The sequence below is a fragment of the Fusibacter sp. A1 genome (assembly GCF_004125825.1).
In the GTDB taxonomy this organism is placed as follows: Bacteria; Bacillota; Clostridia; order Peptostreptococcales; family Acidaminobacteraceae; genus QQWI01.
This window is the reverse complement of record NZ_QQWI01000008.1, coordinates 16,148-32,661: the sequence shown is the minus strand read 5'-3', so window position 1 is coordinate 32,661 and position 16,514 is coordinate 16,148. Positions and strand designations below refer to the sequence as shown.

General features: G+C 44.4%; 14 protein-coding genes. 13 read left to right on the top strand and 1 reads right to left on the bottom strand.

From position 1 onward, the window contains the following. Positions 1–23: 23 nt before the first annotated feature. On the top strand, positions 24–1,607 hold the full coding sequence (locus DWB64_RS12305) for an ATP-binding protein (protein WP_164980392.1): 1,584 nt from the start codon (positions 24–26) through the stop codon (positions 1,605–1,607). A gap of 74 nt (positions 1,608–1,681) precedes the next feature. Further along, positions 1,682–3,127 carry a DEAD/DEAH box helicase gene (locus DWB64_RS12300; RefSeq protein ID WP_129488550.1) on the top strand — a complete coding sequence of 482 codons (1,446 nt, stop codon included), beginning with the start codon at positions 1,682–1,684 and terminating at the stop codon, positions 3,125–3,127. 53 nt (positions 3,128–3,180) lie between these two features. On the opposite strand, the gene DWB64_RS12295 is transcribed toward DWB64_RS12300, so the two are convergent. After that, positions 3,181–4,755 carry a methyl-accepting chemotaxis protein gene (locus DWB64_RS12295; RefSeq protein WP_129488549.1) on the bottom strand — a complete coding sequence of 525 codons (1,575 nt, stop codon included), beginning with the start codon at positions 4,753–4,755 and terminating at the stop codon, positions 3,181–3,183. Positions 4,756–4,896: 141 nt separating this feature from the next. Here DWB64_RS12295 and DWB64_RS12290 point away from each other — a divergent pair, with 141 nt between their 5' ends. The 11 genes from DWB64_RS12290 to DWB64_RS12240 all read left to right on the top strand — a co-directional run bounded on the left by DWB64_RS12290 (position 4,897) and on the right by DWB64_RS12240 (position 16,486). After that, positions 4,897–5,763: a triphosphoribosyl-dephospho-CoA synthase gene (locus tag DWB64_RS12290; RefSeq protein ID WP_129488548.1), complete on the top strand. Its 867-nt coding sequence runs from the start codon at positions 4,897–4,899 to the stop codon at positions 5,761–5,763. A 227-nt stretch (positions 5,764–5,990) separates the two neighbouring features. Then, positions 5,991–7,028, top strand: a complete 1,038-nt coding sequence (citC, locus tag DWB64_RS12285; protein ID WP_129488547.1) for a [citrate (pro-3S)-lyase] ligase — start codon at positions 5,991–5,993, stop codon at positions 7,026–7,028. Between the two features lie 11 nt (positions 7,029–7,039). Continuing rightward, positions 7,040–7,327 (top strand): citrate lyase acyl carrier protein, encoded by a 288-nt coding sequence (gene citD / locus DWB64_RS12280; RefSeq protein WP_129488546.1) that lies wholly within the window; start codon positions 7,040–7,042, stop codon positions 7,325–7,327. Then, the gene (locus tag DWB64_RS12275; protein ID WP_129488545.1) at positions 7,320–8,204 is read left to right on the top strand and encodes an aldolase/citrate lyase family protein; all 885 of its coding nucleotides are present in this window, start codon (positions 7,320–7,322) and stop codon (positions 8,202–8,204) included. The genes citD and DWB64_RS12275 overlap by 8 nt, the downstream gene beginning before the upstream one ends. Further along, on the top strand, positions 8,197–9,666 hold the full coding sequence (gene citF / locus DWB64_RS12270; RefSeq protein WP_129488544.1) for a citrate lyase subunit alpha: 1,470 nt from the start codon (positions 8,197–8,199) through the stop codon (positions 9,664–9,666). Before DWB64_RS12275 ends, citF begins: the two co-directional genes overlap by 8 nt. Continuing rightward, on the top strand, positions 9,659–10,174 hold the full coding sequence (gene citX / locus DWB64_RS12265; protein ID WP_129488543.1) for a citrate lyase holo-[acyl-carrier protein] synthase: 516 nt from the start codon (positions 9,659–9,661) through the stop codon (positions 10,172–10,174). Before citF ends, citX begins: the two co-directional genes overlap by 8 nt. A gap of 3 nt (positions 10,175–10,177) precedes the next feature. Continuing rightward, positions 10,178–11,209: a tripartite tricarboxylate transporter substrate binding protein gene (locus tag DWB64_RS12260; protein ID WP_129488542.1), complete on the top strand. Its 1,032-nt coding sequence runs from the start codon at positions 10,178–10,180 to the stop codon at positions 11,207–11,209. A gap of 49 nt (positions 11,210–11,258) precedes the next feature. Next, entirely contained in the window at positions 11,259–11,753 is a 495-nt protein-coding gene (locus DWB64_RS12255) for a tripartite tricarboxylate transporter TctB family protein (protein ID WP_164980391.1), read from the top strand. Positions 11,754–11,762: 9 nt separating this feature from the next. Next, on the top strand, positions 11,763–13,283 hold the full coding sequence (locus DWB64_RS12250; RefSeq protein ID WP_129488540.1) for a tripartite tricarboxylate transporter permease: 1,521 nt from the start codon (positions 11,763–11,765) through the stop codon (positions 13,281–13,283). An 87-nt stretch (positions 13,284–13,370) separates the two neighbouring features. After that, the gene (locus tag DWB64_RS12245) at positions 13,371–15,731 is read left to right on the top strand and encodes an ATP-binding protein (RefSeq protein ID WP_129488539.1); all 2,361 of its coding nucleotides are present in this window, start codon (positions 13,371–13,373) and stop codon (positions 15,729–15,731) included. Then, a complete protein-coding gene (locus DWB64_RS12240) occupies positions 15,728–16,486 on the top strand; it encodes a Na-translocating system protein MpsC family protein (RefSeq protein WP_129488538.1) in 759 nt (252 codons plus the stop codon). Before DWB64_RS12245 ends, DWB64_RS12240 begins: the two co-directional genes overlap by 4 nt. Positions 16,487–16,514 lie beyond the last annotated feature (28 nt).

Genomic DNA, 16,514 nt, shown 5'->3' with positions numbered 1-16,514 from the left:
TAGAAATAATACAGGTGAGCAGAATGTCTAAAACAAATAGAATATGGGTGAAGTTTTCCGTTTCTGTCATTATTGCTGTGATCATCACCATGACCCTAATCAGTTATATGAGATATCTTGATGATAAACGTCGAATTGCAGAATCAATCGACGAGGAACTGATCTTGACCAGCCAAATAGCTTCGCTTGCCGTATCCGATCCCTTATGGAATTATAATCTTCAGGGAGTGAAGACTCTGGTAGATGCGATGTTTGAGAGAAAAATAGTTGCAAGCATTGTCGTGACCGATCTGAATAGGGGTGAAGTCTATGCAAGGTACGAGGAGGGTGAGCCTTATCAGGTGGAGCATGTCATCAAGAATAGGGCGGGGGTCTTTATTGATGAGTTGCAGATCGGCTGGATTGAAATAGGTGCGACCGACTATTATCTCATTGAAGACCTGAAACACTTGTTAAGAATAAGAATTTACGATACATTGATACAAATTGTGATCCTCATGATGTTAACTTCAATCATCGCCTTAAGTGTCACAAGACCGATTAAAAAGCTTGAAAACGCCATGGTGGCACTCACTAATGGAGATTACGACGCCACAATCGATATAGACTCAAAGGACGAGGTAGGCAGACTTGCAGAAAAATTCAAATTTATGGCCAATGAAATCAGAATCAGCACACTCGAGCTTCATAAGTTCAACGACGCGCTCGAGAATCTTGTAAATGAAAGAACAAACCAGTTGAATCGGACCAATGAGATGCTTGAGACATCCCTTGCTGAAACCGAAGAATCGCAAGCGGAGTTGATCGAAAAGAACGATGTACTGTTAAGTACCCTTGATGCACTTGAAAAAACAAGAGAGGAACTTATCCAGACCGCCAAGACGAGCTTGACCAGTCAACTTGTGGCGGGTGTCGCCCATGAAATCAACACTCCTGTGGGGGTCTCCTTTACGACAAGCACATACCTAAACCATGAAGTGGATTGCTTACTAGAGGACTTGAACCAAGGCAGGTTGGAGAAAGAAGATTTTAAGAATGCGTTATCGTCGATCAAAGAAGCTGCGACAATTATCCAGCGTAATCTGGAACACTCCGCCGTGCTCATCGAGAACTTTAAGGAAGTGGCAGTGGACCAGTCGGGGCTTAGAATGAGGGAGTTCAACTTAGGTAGCTATGTAAATGAAGTGCTTGATAACTTGAGGGCTAGCTATAAACGTACAAACCACCATATCGAAGTGGAATGCGAGGACGAAATTGTAATCAACAGTTATCCCGGGGCGTACTCACAAATTATCACCAATCTTTTGATGAATTCGTTGCAGCATGGATTTAAAGGCATTGATGAAGGACATATCAAAATAGCTGTATTAAAGGAAAACGATCAGATAAAACTGGTTTATTCAGACGACGGACGAGGGATCAAGGATGAGGTTCTACCAAACATATTCACTCCTTTCTATTCCACTTCTCACGGCGATGGAGGCAGCGGCTTAGGGCTGAGCGTGATCAACAATCTGGTGACAACGGTCTTAAGTGGCAAAATCGAATGTCAAAGCAAGCCCGACGAAGGGGTTGTATTCACAGTGAGTCTTCCTTATCTTAATTAGTTAATGCATTTGTATCGATGTATGATATAATGATTACTTGAATCTATCAACTTTTGACAAGAAAAGAGTAAGTAATGAAAACAGCAAAGTTTAAAGATTATACATTGAGTGAAGATATATTAAAAGCCATAGACCTGATGGGCTTCGACCATCCTACAGGAGTACAGGCCAAAGTGATACCTGATTTTTTACTTAAAAAGGACATTATCGTCAAATCGCAGACTGGCAGTGGAAAAACGGCGGCGTTTGGAATCCCTCTTTGCGAAATGATCGAGTGGGATGAGAACAAGCCTCAGGCTATGGTCATTACTCCGACAAGAGAGCTTGCAGTACAGGTGAAAGAAGACTTGTTCCATATCGGAAGGTTCAAGCGTTTAAAGGTGGTACCGGTCTACGGCAAGTCGCCATTTCATTTACAGGAAAAGCAACTGAAGCAAAAATCGCATATTGTAGTGGGGACTCCCGGACGACTGATCGACCACCTCAAACAAGGGACGCTGGATGTTTCTGAAGTAAGATTTCTTGTAGTCGATGAGGCAGATGAAATGCTGAGAATGGGATTCATCGAACAGCTCGATCAGATCATCTCGTCGCTTCCTAAAGGTCGTAGCAGTATTCTCTTATCTGCTACGATGCCTGATGATATTGAAAGAATCTGCCGAAAATATATGAAGTCTGCCGTACATGTGGAAATTGAGGATGCAAGTCCCGCCATCAGCCGTATCGAACAGACACAGATCAGTGTGAGACAAAATGACAAGAGCCATGTGCTTGAGCAGGTACTGATCACTCAAAATCCTGAGAGCTGCATGATCTTTTGCAACACTCAGCTGGCGGTTGAGGAAATCTGTGAGTCGCTAAACGATGACGGTATCAATGCGGATAAGATCCATGGTGGAATGGAACAGCGTGACAGGCTAAAGGTGATGGATAAGTTTAGAAACGGCAAGTTCAGATACCTGGTTGCTACGGATGTGGCGGCAAGGGGAATCGATATCGACAATATCGGATTAGTCATCAATTTCGACGTTCCAAACACGCAGGAGAGCTATGTACACAGAATCGGAAGAACCGGAAGAATCGGTATGGCAGGCAAGGCGATTACCTTTGTCACAACTTATGAAAAAACTGCGATGGAAGAAATCGTCGACTATATCGGCCGGGAGATTCCACAAGTGGATAAGCCTCTTGAAGAGCTGATCGAGGAAGCGAAAAAACACTTTTACCTGAAGGCGGGTTCGTTGCCTGAAGAGAAAAAGACCAAAGGCAGTGAAGTTAACAAGGGAATTCTTAAGCTTCATATAAAAGGCGGCAAAAAGACGAAAATGCGTGCTGTCGATCTTGTTGGCGGCTTGTGCGCCCTCGACGGGATTGAGGCAAGTGATATCGGGATCATCAATATTCTTGACGTATCTACCTATGTTGAAATCCTCAATGATAAAGGAATGCTGGTATTGGAAGCCTTAAAAACAAATCCGATCAAGGGAAGAATACGTACTGTCAGTATCGCAGATAAATAACCAAAACAAAGCCATCTATTCGTGAGAATAGATGGCTTTTTAAGTGTGTAGGATTACTTAACGTGATTAAAGGTATATTCGACGATCATGAGTCCATCGCCTGACGGTGTTAGGCTTGCTGCGAATCTAGCGTATTTACCATCAAGTCGTGTGACAATAGGAGTGAACAGGATGGTCTTTGATTTGCTCTTAAAGAACTCTCCATAGGGAGGGTACAAGTCGAAAAGATTGAGCCCGATCGCCTCTTTTTCGGTCGCCTTTAGGATAACACCTTTGCTTGATAGTATTTGGAACTGGTCTATGCCGAACTTATATTGCGCTTTTGCAATCGAGTCCTGGTCGAGAAGACTATCGAACTCGGCTGTCAGGTCTTCTAAGTTCTTTTTGAGTGTTTTGTCCGTCGTGTTGTTGATGACGTACTGATTGAATTTTTCTGAGGAGTTGCCAAGTTCATTGACTGATCCGTCAAGAACATTAAAGCTCTCATCTAGGGCCGAAACGAGCACCCCCGATTCTGTAGAACGCTCCTTTGTGTCAATCGACAGTTCGTGCAGGTGATTCGTGTTGGAGATGATCTTATTGAGGCTTGAATCCAATGTTTTTAGATCATCAAAAGCGCTCTTAACCATGGTTTCTGTATTATCCGAATTCTTCTCGATTTGAGATAAGGCTTCAACCGTCGCTTGAGCGAAATCATAAGCCTCTTCACTCTTTTTAACCGTTGAATCCGCTGTGCTCTCGGCGGTTTCTATGGTATCGAGTACCTGATCGACGATATCGTGAATCTCTGAGAGCGCCGAATCGGTGCTGACAGATAATTTTCGGATTTCTTCTGCGACAACTGCGAATCCTCTGCCTGCTTCTCCAGCCCTCGCGCTTTCGATCGATGCGTTTAGGGCGAGCAAGTTGGTCTGTTGGGCGATCGCTTCGATATTTGTCGATAGCTCATCGATCTTACGGGATTTTTCAGCCAAGGTGATGATGATGTCCTTGATTTCTGAAATGGATAGGTTGACAGCAGAAAAAGAGTTCAGGGTATCGTTGATCTTATGATTCGCACCCAGGGATGCGGTTTTTGAAGTTTGTGCCGCTGTCAGCGCGTTATCGATGACCTTTTCGATATTTTGAGTCAGCACGCCGATGTCACTGAGGTGATGGTTGGTTTCATCAATCGCTGTGGATATGGTGATGTTGCTTTCAACGATCTCACTGAAGGTGTCAGAAATATTCTTTAGATTGGATTTATTCTGACTGGAAAACTCAATCAGCTTTTGAGCGATTTCTGTGGTGTTGATGGAAGCGACGATGACATTGTCAAAGATGTTCTCGTTGTTCTCGTCGATCTTGCGTAAGGTTTTTCCAATATCGCTAAACTCCTTTGAACCGCTTAAGGAGATGTTCAGCTTTAGCTGTCCGTCTGCGAGTGAGCTCACATAAGAGATGGATTTTTTATTGGGTTTGGTGACTGAATAATAGTTGAGTATAAAAATTCCGATGATATAAACTGACTGCAGGGCGATCATGACGATGGGGCTTGTGAGTGATCCGATTAAGACAAAACCTAACGCGATCCCTCCCATAACGGCGGTCCATAAGAGCAGTTTGCTATTGATGCTGAGTTTGTTCATAGGATTCTCCTTTATTCGATATGCTTATAGTATAATACAGAATTGAATAGATAAGTATAGTGAAGTTCTATAAAGTCATGAAGGGCATTGCATTATTTCTCTTTATGTGCTATTTTGAAAATTATATGAAAAGAGGTGTGGATGATGATAAGTCGAATGGATAAGAGAATTGGGGCACTTGCAGTCAAGGCCTTGCTATATGAAGTAGCTGCGACACCTAAACCGGGACTGGTGGACAGGGTCGATACCGGCGCCCACGATGATATGGACTATTATACGTTTATGGATAGCGCTTCTGTTTTGGGGCCGTATTTTACCACGTGTGCCAGCTATGGACTTGATGACCATCGTGATGATGAAATGTTAAATCTGCTCAAACCCAAGGGCATGCTCGCAGAAAAAGAGATGTTCAGGTCGACGAACGGCATCAACACACATAAGGGTCTGATCTACGCCTTGGGTCTTGTCAGCTGCGCAGCGGCAGCTGTACTGAAGGATGGGTATAGGGAAGATTGGGTGGACCAGGTAGGTGAAAAAGTACACCGATATGTAAAAGAAAAAAATGAGCTGGGTATGGTAGAGCTTAAGGAATCAGAAACCTATGGCGGTCGGCAGTACAGGAAATATGGACTGCTCGGGGCACGCGGAGAAGCATTGTCCGGTTATTATCATGCAAGGGTTGTGGGGTATGGCGCCTTAAACGAAGCAATCACTGAGTCTCGGTTGAATATCAATGATGCGATGTTAGTCGCCCTTTTAAAAATCATCACTAGTTTAAGCGATTCGAATGTGATTGGAAGACACAATCAGGAGACCTTGAATCAGAGTCAGAAAATGGCGATGGAAGTGATTGAATCAGGACATCTTACCACCGATGCCGGTAGGGAGAGGTATGACGCCTACATCAAGTGGAGCAAATCTAACAGGGTAAGTCATGGTGGCGCGGCTGATTTATTAGCGGTCAGTGTGTTCTTTTATTTTATCGATCAGGACAAAAATGATTTTTAATCTTTTGTAAGAAAAACGTTTGCATATTTTTAATTTTTCCTTTAAGATAAAAGTGGTCATACCAAGTTGATGAGAAATTCAGACAATGAGGGTGACGGTCCGACAAGTGAATCATACTTTTAATGATGGGTAACCCCCAGAAGATCAGTATATGAGATCAAAGCGATTTGATTTTATATACTGATCTTTTTTTGTCTTCATTTTTGCGAAAACTGCGAGGAAATCTTATGTACGGTCAAATACTACAAGTGAATATGACTGACCCTGTAAGAAGGGCAGAGGTCGTCGCACTGCTTGGGGAGTGCGGAATCAGTCTTGATAGGTCTGTTGAAAGCACCTATGGCCTTTACGATTCAGGCGAATTGATTGCTACAGCATCGGTATTCGGAGCTAGTATCCGTTCTGTCGCAGTGACACCAAAAGCGCAAGGAAGCAATGCGATTGCGAGGATCGTCGACTTTGTGATTCAAACGATCTACAAATCAGGCTTCGAGAATGTCTACGTATTTACGAGTAGCTTCAATGCTAAAACCTTCAAGCAGCTTGGATTCTTTGAAGTTGTTCGCGGTACAGGCAATATCGTTTTGCTTGAACGCAATCCAAGAGGCATTGCAAACTATGTGGAAGAGTTATCCGATTTTAAAGTCTGTGTCGAAGATGTGGGTGCGATTGTCATGAATGCAAATCCATTTACTCTCGGACACCTTTACCTGGTGGAACAAGCCGCTAAAAAATGTGACTATCTGTTCGTATGGGTTGTGAAGGAGGATGTTTCAGCTGTACCTTATGAAGCAAGACTAAAACTTGTACAGGCTGGCGTGTCGCATCTGAACAATGTCTATGTAATCGAAGGATCTGACTATGTGATTTCTAGCGCGACTTTTCCAAGCTATTTTAGCGAGGATACCAAGGAGGCGACAAGTCGATTCGCAGAAATTGATTTGCGTTTGTTCGCAACTTATATCAGCAAGACACTGGGTATAAAAAAGCGTTTTGTAGGTACAGAACCTTATTGTGCAGTGACAAATGCCTATAATCAGACGATGAAAAAGATATTAGGCGACTACGGCATAGAGGTGATCGAAGTAGATCGGTTGAGTGAGGACGCTGTAGCGATAAGTGCTTCAAGGGTACGTGAGCTTGTGATGAATAAGGACATGACGCAGCTTAAAAGACTGGTGCCTGATACGACGTATGACTATTTAACTTCCGAAGACGGAAAAAAGGTCCTGTCGGCTCGGCTTAAAAGAGGTAAGAGACATTAAAGGAGTAACGTATGGAATTTGTAAAGGCGGCTAGCGCGGGTACGATGGATTCGTGCGACATTTCAATAAGGCTTGAAAAGGGTACGGCAAATAAGAATGTCATTTATCTGACCAGTGCCGTTCAAAAGCAGTTTGGCGAACATATTGAAAGACTGATAGAAGACCTATTGAATGAACATGGTGTAACTGGAGTTATTGTCAATGCGGTGGATAAAGGTGCGCTTGACTGCACGATCAGTGCAAGAACCATCTGCGCGATCAGGCGCGCTTGCAAGGTCGAGGAGGCGCACAATGGATAGATTGAGAAGAACCATGCTGTATGTTCCAGGAAACTCGGCAAGTATGATCGCCGATGCCCATATCTACGGCGCGGACTCTATCATGTTTGACCTGGAGGATGCTATTTCAATAACCGAAAAAGATGCGGCAAGGCTGCTTGTCTATCATGGGCTAACCTCGCTACCCAAAATCAACTGCGAAGTAGTGGTTAGAATCAATGGACTTGACACACCTTTTGGTGAAGAGGACATCAAGTATATGGTAGCGGCCGGAGTCGATGTGATCAGGCTTCCAAAAACTGAAACGGCTCAGGACATCATCGATGTTGAAGCATTGATCGAAAGAGAAGAGAAAGTCAACAACAAGCCGCCAGGATCGGTGAAAATGATGGCCGCTATCGAAAGTCCGCTGGGCGTCGTCCACGCCTATGAGATAGCCAAGGCATCCAACAGACTGATAGGCATAGCACTTGGCGCGGAGGATTATGTCACAAACCTTAAAACGAAAAGGTCACCTGGTGGGATAGAACTTTTACATGCTAGGTCTCAAATACTTAACGCAGCTAGGGCGTGCGGTATCGCAGCGCTTGATACGGTTTACTCAGACCTTGACAATATGGACGGTTTCAAGACCGAGGTAGAACTGATCCATCAGCTTGGTTTTGACGGTAAGTCAGTGATCAACCCTAGACAAATCGATATTGTTCACGAGGTGTATCAGCCTACTGCCAAGGAAATCGACTATGCGAAAGAAATTGAAAAAGAAGCAGAAAAGGCCAGTCTTGAAGGTTTGGGTGTCTTTACCGTTCGTGGCAAAATGGTTGATAAGCCCATTATCGACAGAGCCCTCAGAATTCTTCAACTCGCTGGAGCAACAAAGGTGGTAGACAATGACTAAAGTACGGATGCACGGTAGAACAATCAAAAGATATGAGAATTACGATAAAGTAAATTACTCGATTACAGACACGATCAGAGCCCTTCAACTAAGGGATGGCATGACGATTTCCTTTCATCATCACTTTAGAGAAGGCGACCTCACAGTCAATCAGGTGATTGAAGCGATACATGAGCTGGGAATCAAGGACTTGACGATTTTCGCAAGCTCGCTTGGCAACGTTCATTCACCCTTTATCAAATGGATAAAGGACGGAACGATCACCTCCATCCATACGAGTGGCTTGCGCGGTGAACTTGCGCAGTTCATTTCAAGAGGTGGACTTGAGAATCCTGTGATCATCAGGTCGCATGGTGGAAGAGCGCGTGCGATTGAAGCCGGCGACGTGAAGATAGACATCGCATTTTTGGCGGTTCCTAGTGCCGACAGGATGGGTAACGCAAACGGTCATGGCAAAAATACCAAATGCGGTTCTTTAGGATATGCAATGGTCGATGCGGCGTTTGCCGATAAGGTGGTGCTGCTAACCGATGATCTTGTGGATTATCCCAATATGCCTAGTCCCATCTCTCAGACCCAGGTGGACCATGTGGTCGTGCTAGACAGGATAGGAGATCCTGCCGGTATAGCATCGGGTGCCACACGGTTTACTAAGAACCCGAAAGAAATTCTAATTGCAAAGCAGACGGCAAAAGTCATTACAAACCTGGAATATTATAAAGAAGGATTTTCATTCCAAACCGGGTCCGGTGGAGCATCGCTTGCAGTCAGCAGATTTTTAGAAGAAAAGATGCTAAAGGACTCCATCACCGCAAGTTTCGTACTTGGTGGTATCACCGAGCCTATCGTTTCGATGCACGAAAAAGGACTCATCAGACATTTGTTCGATGTACAGAGCTTTGATCTTGCGGCAGTGGATTCGGTATTCAGAAACCCCAACCATCATGTGATCAGCGCTTCAACCTATGCGAACGCTTTCAATATGGGACCGATTACGACAAACCTTGATTATGTGGTCTTAAGCGCGCTTGAAATCGATAAGTCCTTTAATGTCAATGTCATGACCGGGTCTGACGGTGTGGTCATGGGTGCTTCAGGCGGGCACTGCGATACTGCTGAAAGTGCCAAGTGTACGATCATTGTAGCTCCGCTATACCGAGGTAGAATCGCGACGGTTGTCGAAAAGGTGACAACCGTGATAACGCCTGGAAGCAGTGTGGATGTGCTTGTAACCGATAGGGGAATCGCAGTAAATCCTAAAAGGGCAGATATCATGGAACAACTGACAAATGCAGGAGTCAAAACTGTCAGCATCGAGTCGCTCCTTGACATGGTGAATGTGTTGATCGGGTCTGCAAATCCCATTGAGTTTACAGACAGGGTGGTTGCCAAAGTTGAATACAGGGACGGTACGATTATCGATAGGATCATGGCAGTGAAGGATATTGATAGTGATGCTTAGTGAAATGTTAGAGTATAGAGACCTAAAATATGAATGGATCAGTGGGCTTTCTAAAAACACAAGGAATACAATCGTTGTGTTTAGAATCAACATACCTGGCGTAATAAAACTTTCGGATCAATCAAAGCTTCTCTTTGAACTAGGGATAAGATGTTTTGAAGAGGTCATGGGGGAAAATCTTTGGGAGTACAAAGTGTACGAGCCGCAATTTGATATCATAGAACACTTGGCGGTGTTCGAGGTAATGGCGGACGGATCAAGCGTGAAGAAAAAGCTTATGACACTCGAGGACGAGCATCACTGCGGAAGAACCTTTGATTTTGATGTCTATCACCAAAGTAGCGAACCGCTTTTAAGAACACAGTTTAATGGTAAGCAAAGAACCTGTTTTTTATGCAGTGAAGATGCTTTTGCATGTGCCAGATCTAAGGCACATTCACTGGAAGCGTTGCAATTATATATAACTTCAAAAGCCGCATGGGCTTTTGACAATATGAAGGAGGACTAATTAATGAAAGCAAGATTGAAATGGCTGTCAAAAGTGACAGCGGTAGCACTAGTAGGTGTCATGTTACTCACAGGCTGTGCTCAACAAGACGGAAGTGCAGGAACAAGTGCCGATGCAAGAGCAAGCTATCCAAAAGGCTCACTTGAGTTCATCGCTCCAGGCGGAGCAGGAGGTGGCTGGGACTTAACCATCCGTACAACTGCAAAAGTGCTTCAAGACACTAAACTGGTTGATGTTCCAATGCCTATCACAAACAATTCCGGTGGTGGCGGTGGTGTAAACCTAGCCTACATGCAGACGCAAGATGGCTCTGACAAACTGGTTTCTGTCTATTCAGCACCACTTTTACTGATCAACTTAAACGGATCAAGTGAATACAGTTACGAAAACACAACACCGCTTGCCAGACTGATTACAGACTACGGCGCATTTGTCGTACCTGCGGATTCAAAATACTCGACAATCAAAGAAGTGATGGACGCGCTAAAAGAAGATCCAAAGAGCGTAAAAATCGGTGGTAACTCTTCTGCAGGAAGTATGGACCATATCCAGTTCCTAATCATTGCAAAAGCAGCAGGTGTAACTGACTTAAAAGAAATCGACTATATCAGCTTCCAAGACGGAACTGCTACAGCTCAAATACTAGGAGGTCACGTGGACCTACTTACAACAGGTCTTGGCGATGTACAGACACTGCTTGAGTCGGGTGATTTAAAAGCACTTGCCCATACGGGAACACAAAGAGTTGGCGAAGGTCTTTTAGCAGAAATTCCGACTTGCATGGAGCAAGGAATCGACGCATCCTTTGAAAACTGGAGAGGTCTGTTCGGCGCTCCTAACATGCCAAGCTATGCTGTGGACTACTGGTCGCAAAAGCTAGAAGCAATGGTTAAGACTGACGAGTGGAACGCTGAAAGAGCGAAACATGGTTGGGCGGATGCTTATCAGAATCAAGCTGACTTTACAGCGTTCTTACATGAGACAAACAAGGAATATGAAAGTGTATTGGCTGAAATAGGTCTACTAGTTAAATAATACTTAGGCATGGGAGGCGGTATCGCCTCCTGAACCTATGGAGGATGGCATGGAAAATAAACAGACAGCGAATTACGACTTTTTAATTGGCCTTATCACCATAGTTTTAGGAATCGTCTATGGGATTTTTGCCTTCAATATCAGAAGAAGCCCAATAGGTAATCCTTTTGCGCCTTCAATGTTTCCTTTTATGCTTGCCGGATTTATGGTTTTGATGGGTGTGATAGTGCTTTTAAGAAGCAATCCTACTGAGCTTAAGCAGGCGTTCAGTATCTCTAAAAGCAACAGAGATGCTGATGACATCAAAGGAAACAAAATGATCAGTATCACAGTACTCAGCGGAATTATCTATGCTCTTATGTTTGAACACTTTGGATATGTGATTTCTACTATAGTATTTATGATGATCAATCTCTTTGTGACTGAACCGGAAAAAAGAATAAGAAACTTGATAGTAGCACTGATTTTCAGCTTGGTTGTATACTATGTGTTCTTTTATATGTTAGGTATCAGTTTACCAATGATGCCATTTGTAAATTGGTAGGAGGAAAAGATGGACGTATTAGGATATTTATTTCAAGGATTGATGGTCGCTCTACAGCCCTATCATCTTCTTTTAATCACCTTAGGTGGTATTTTGGGAACCATCGTCGGAATGCTACCGGGGTTAGGTCCGGCAACCGGTGTTGCTGTGCTGCTTCCGATGACATTTTCGATGTCGCCGACGGGAGCGATCATTACGATGGCGGGTGTGTATTACGGAGCCATGTTCGGTGGATCGCGTAGTTCGATCCTGATCAACACTCCAGGAGACGGAGCTGCGCTTGCGGCAACCTTTGACGGTTATCCGATGGCTCGAAACGGGCGGGCGGAGGCTGCGCTTGCGATCAGCGGTATCGCATCGTTTATCGGTGGGTTGGTTTCTGTATTCTTTTTAGTAGTTCTGGCAGTACCTGTGGCAAAATTCGCACTTAAGTTCGGCCCAGCCGAATATTTCTTACTCATGATCGCAGCACTTGCGATGACGTCGTCAATGAGTAAGGGCAATTTGATCAAAGGACTCATCGGCACGGCCCTTGGTTTGATGATTTCGACCATCGGTATCGATGCGCAGTCCGGTATATCGAGATTTACTTTCGGTATGTTGGAACTTCAGTCCGGAGTCGACTTTTTAGTAATCATCATCGCCCTATATGCGCTTGGTGAAGTCTTTAAGGCTTATAAGGACATCAATGCAGGCCATATCAAACCACAGACGAAGTTCGGCAAGATATGGATCACTAAAGACGATTGGAAGCAGTCGTGGAAAGCGATACTCAGGTCGACTCCTCTAGGGTTCTTTGTAGGTGCTCTACCCGGTGCGGGCGGCACGATGGCATCACTCATGGCTTATAACAACGAAAAACAGATGTCAAAAGATCCGGATTCATTCGGTAAAGGGAACATCACAGGGCTTGCCGCACCAGAAGCTGCCAATAACGCCGCATCTGTCGGTGCCTTCATTCCAATGCTCACACTAGGTATTCCCGGTTCGGGAACTACGGCTATCATGATGGGTGCGCTATTGATGCTTGGTATTCAGCCTGGTCCCTTATTCTTCACCCAGTACCCTCAAATGGCTTGGGGTCTTATCGCAAGTATGATCGTGGGTAACTTCATACTCGCAGTCATCAACATCCCTATGGCCGGTCTACTTGTCAGAGTCCTAGCAGTACCTGCAAAAGTGCTTTATCCGATCATACTTGGTCTGGCTTTTGTCGGCACGTATGCCATCTCAAACTCGGTAGTCGACTTCTATATTTTACTGCTTGTCGGTGTCGTAGGATTCTTCATGGCGAAAGTCAAGTTTCCTACATCGTCACTCATCTTGGCGGTTATCGTCGGCAACACGATGGAGCAGTCGTTCAGACAGGCGATCAATATTTCGGATGGCGATTTTGAAATATTCTATCATTCACCGCTTGCAAAGGCGCTGATCCTTGTCACACTGGTTTCGCTTTTCATGCCTACGCTTAAAGTAGTGGCAGATAAGCTCAAGTCAAGCGTTTTCAAGAAGCCTTGTCCACAAGAATAAGCTACTTAAGTCACTGTTTTTCAGTGGCTTTTTTGGCGTAACCGGCATCATCTATGGTAAACTGATAGTAACTATCAGGAGGTAATTATGCGTAATGTCTGGCAAGTCAGTTTAATCGTAGTCGTGTCTTTATTTATGATATTTTTAATCGTATTCAGTTCGTATTCAAATTATATTTCTGTCAGAGAACACGTGATCAACACCGAACAGATGCAGCTCTTGTCTCAGGTAAAGACCGTGTCCAACACACTCGAAAGGTTCTTCACCGCTCAAAAGCATGACCTTGAGATACTTGCGTCCAACAGGATGTTCAGCTTGGACCACATGGCTTACAAGGAGAACAGGGAAAACGACGCGACTTGGCAGCAGTTAGAGGATTACTATGCGATCAACAGCCAGATGCTTCATAGTGTGGGTCTGATCGATCGAAACGGAAGCAACATTTTTTCGGTGCCGACCAGTACGGATTTTCAACTGTTCAAAATGGATCTCGAATCGTTTGGAGAGAAGACCCGAGTAAGCGTAGGGGAGATATACACAGAAGATAACAAGCTCTACATCAATATTTACAGGATCATCGAGAGGAATACCGATCAGGAACTTATCCTCTATAGCAGGGTGATGCTTGAAACGCTTTACAGCAGCATGATCCAACCCATCAAGGCGGGCGATAAAGGGTACGCGTCCATTAAGGATGCTACTGGAATGATCATCATGCACCCCAATCAGGATGACATTGGTAAAAACGTACTTGAGGCAAGGGCGAACCTCTATCCAGATTTTGATTGGACCGAACTTGAGGAAATCGTGCACAAGCAGCTCAAAGGTGAAGAGGGAGTTGGGATCTACCATTCGGTCTGGTTTAGCAACAACAATCAGGAACGCGTGAAAAAGTTCAACGCGTATGGACCGGCAAGAATCGGCGATGATTTTTGGATTGTCAACCTATCCAAGGATTATGAAGAAGTGGTCTCCTTTTTAAAGGTACGAACCTACACCATCGTGGTCATAAATTTCGCCATCATCATTTTAGTGATCATGTTCTTATTCGCTTACTACCGTATGAGCAAAGACAGGCAGACACTTGCCATTCAGCGCAAGCTATCCGAAGAGGTGCAGCAGCTCAACGATGTGCTGAAGCGCGACCTTGAGAAAAGAAAAAAGCTTGCGGAGGAGCTCAAAAAGAGCAAAGACTGGTACGAGATGATCTTTAACAGCAGCACCGACTATATGTTCATCACGACCGTATCGGATGACGGAAGACCTGGCTATATTCTGGATGTCAATCAAATGGTGATCGATAGGCTGGGTTTTGACAAGCAGACGCTGCTTGCCATGAAATACTCCGAACTGATTAAAGAGGATTTAAAAGTAGAGGGTGGAAGTGTTGACGGGTCGATGATTATTGAGAATGAACTGATCACGAGTAAAGGTCATATCGTCCCTGTTGAAAACCACTATAAACTTATCGAAGAAAAAGGAATGGCGCGGCTGATCATGGTATCTAGGGATATCACTCAAAAAAGAGTGAATGAGGCCGCACTTAGAAGAAGTGAAACACGATTCAGGAAAATCGTCCAGCAAGTGACCGATAGAATGGTCGATAACGAGCTCATCGATAGGAAGGTAAGCCATTTAGCGATAGAGAAGGAACAGTTCGCTCTAGATCTTGAATCGATAAACATTCAACTTGAAAACCTGTATAAGTATGAGATGCAAGAAAATCAAAAAAAAGAGGCGCTAATGATCTACCAGTCGCGCCTTGCTGCGATGGGGGAGATGATCGGCAGTATCGCCCACCAGTGGAGGCAACCGCTGAGCGTGATGCAAATGGTCTTCAACAATGTGCTTGATGCATTCAAGCATGGCGAGCTGGATGAGGAGCTTATCATCAGGCAACACGATAGAATGACAAGTCTCACAAGGCATATGTCACAGACCATCGATGATTTTAGGTATTTTTTCGATCCAAATGCCAAAGTCAACCGATTTTTCGTATCAGCCACCGTGGACAAGACTTTATCCCTGCTGGATGATACGCTTAAGCAAAAGATGATTGAAGTGTCCTATAAAAAGAGGGAAGACGCTTTGATCTACAATTTTGAAAACCAGCTGTCTCAGGTGCTGCTGTCAATTTTACAAAATTCAATTCATGCGCTCGAACAGATCCATGAGGGACAGCGACAGATCGGGATCATTCAAAGTTTTGATGGAGGATTCGTCACGATCGAAATCACAGATAATGCCGGTGGGGTCACAGAAGAGGTAAGGAACCATCTGTTTGAACCCTATTTCACTACAAAATCATCAATCCACGGTACAGGACTTGGTCTTTATATAGCAAAAGAAATTATCGAAAAAAACTTTGACGGCATGATTGAGGCTGACAACCACAATAAAGGTTTGCAAGTGCTGATTACGCTTCCATATAAGGAGGAGGTTGAATGAATCATCCTGAAGAAAACAAGATCAAGGGACTGACTGTCCTTTATGTAGAAGACGAGGTCATGTTAAGCGAAGAGGTTTCGGCGTATTTGAAAAGGCGCGTCGGAAAATTGTTTAGCGTCCACGACGGGGTCGAGGCGCTTGAGATTTTAGAACATTACCCTGTCGATGTCGTGATCACGGACCTTCTGATGCCCAAAATGGATGGAATGAAACTAACCCAGATGATTAGGGAAAAACATCAGTCCTTACCGGTCATCATCACAACCGCCATCAACGACGTTTCTGTGATGCAGCACTCCATCGAGCATGGAATCAATCGGTATATCATCAAACCCTTCGATCCGAGTGAATTGATTGAAGCGCTGGTTGCTGTCAGCGCCAAGATCGAACGACGGGTAGATGGCAGCGCTGTTTCAATAGGGGATTATGCCAAGGTGACCAGTAAGATTGAAAGTGAAGTCGCCAAACTGATAAAAAACACTTCGGGCAAGGGACCGGATAAGGTCAGCGCCTTTCTACAGGCCAATTTGATGGAGCTTGTAATAAAAGGGAGCCGCACAAAACTTGAACAGACCATTTTTTCAAATAGTGAAAACATAAGAGTGGTCGATTTTTTAAGGGAGACCTATTACAAAATGCTCACAAAGGAATTATGCGAGATCATAAAGGAGCACAGCGCCAGACACGCCCATCTGCTTCAAGTTGTTTCTCGCAGCGGTGAGGATATCGATATCATTAAATTTGCGCTGGATTAGCGTAAAATAAAAAAACCAGCCGGCGGCT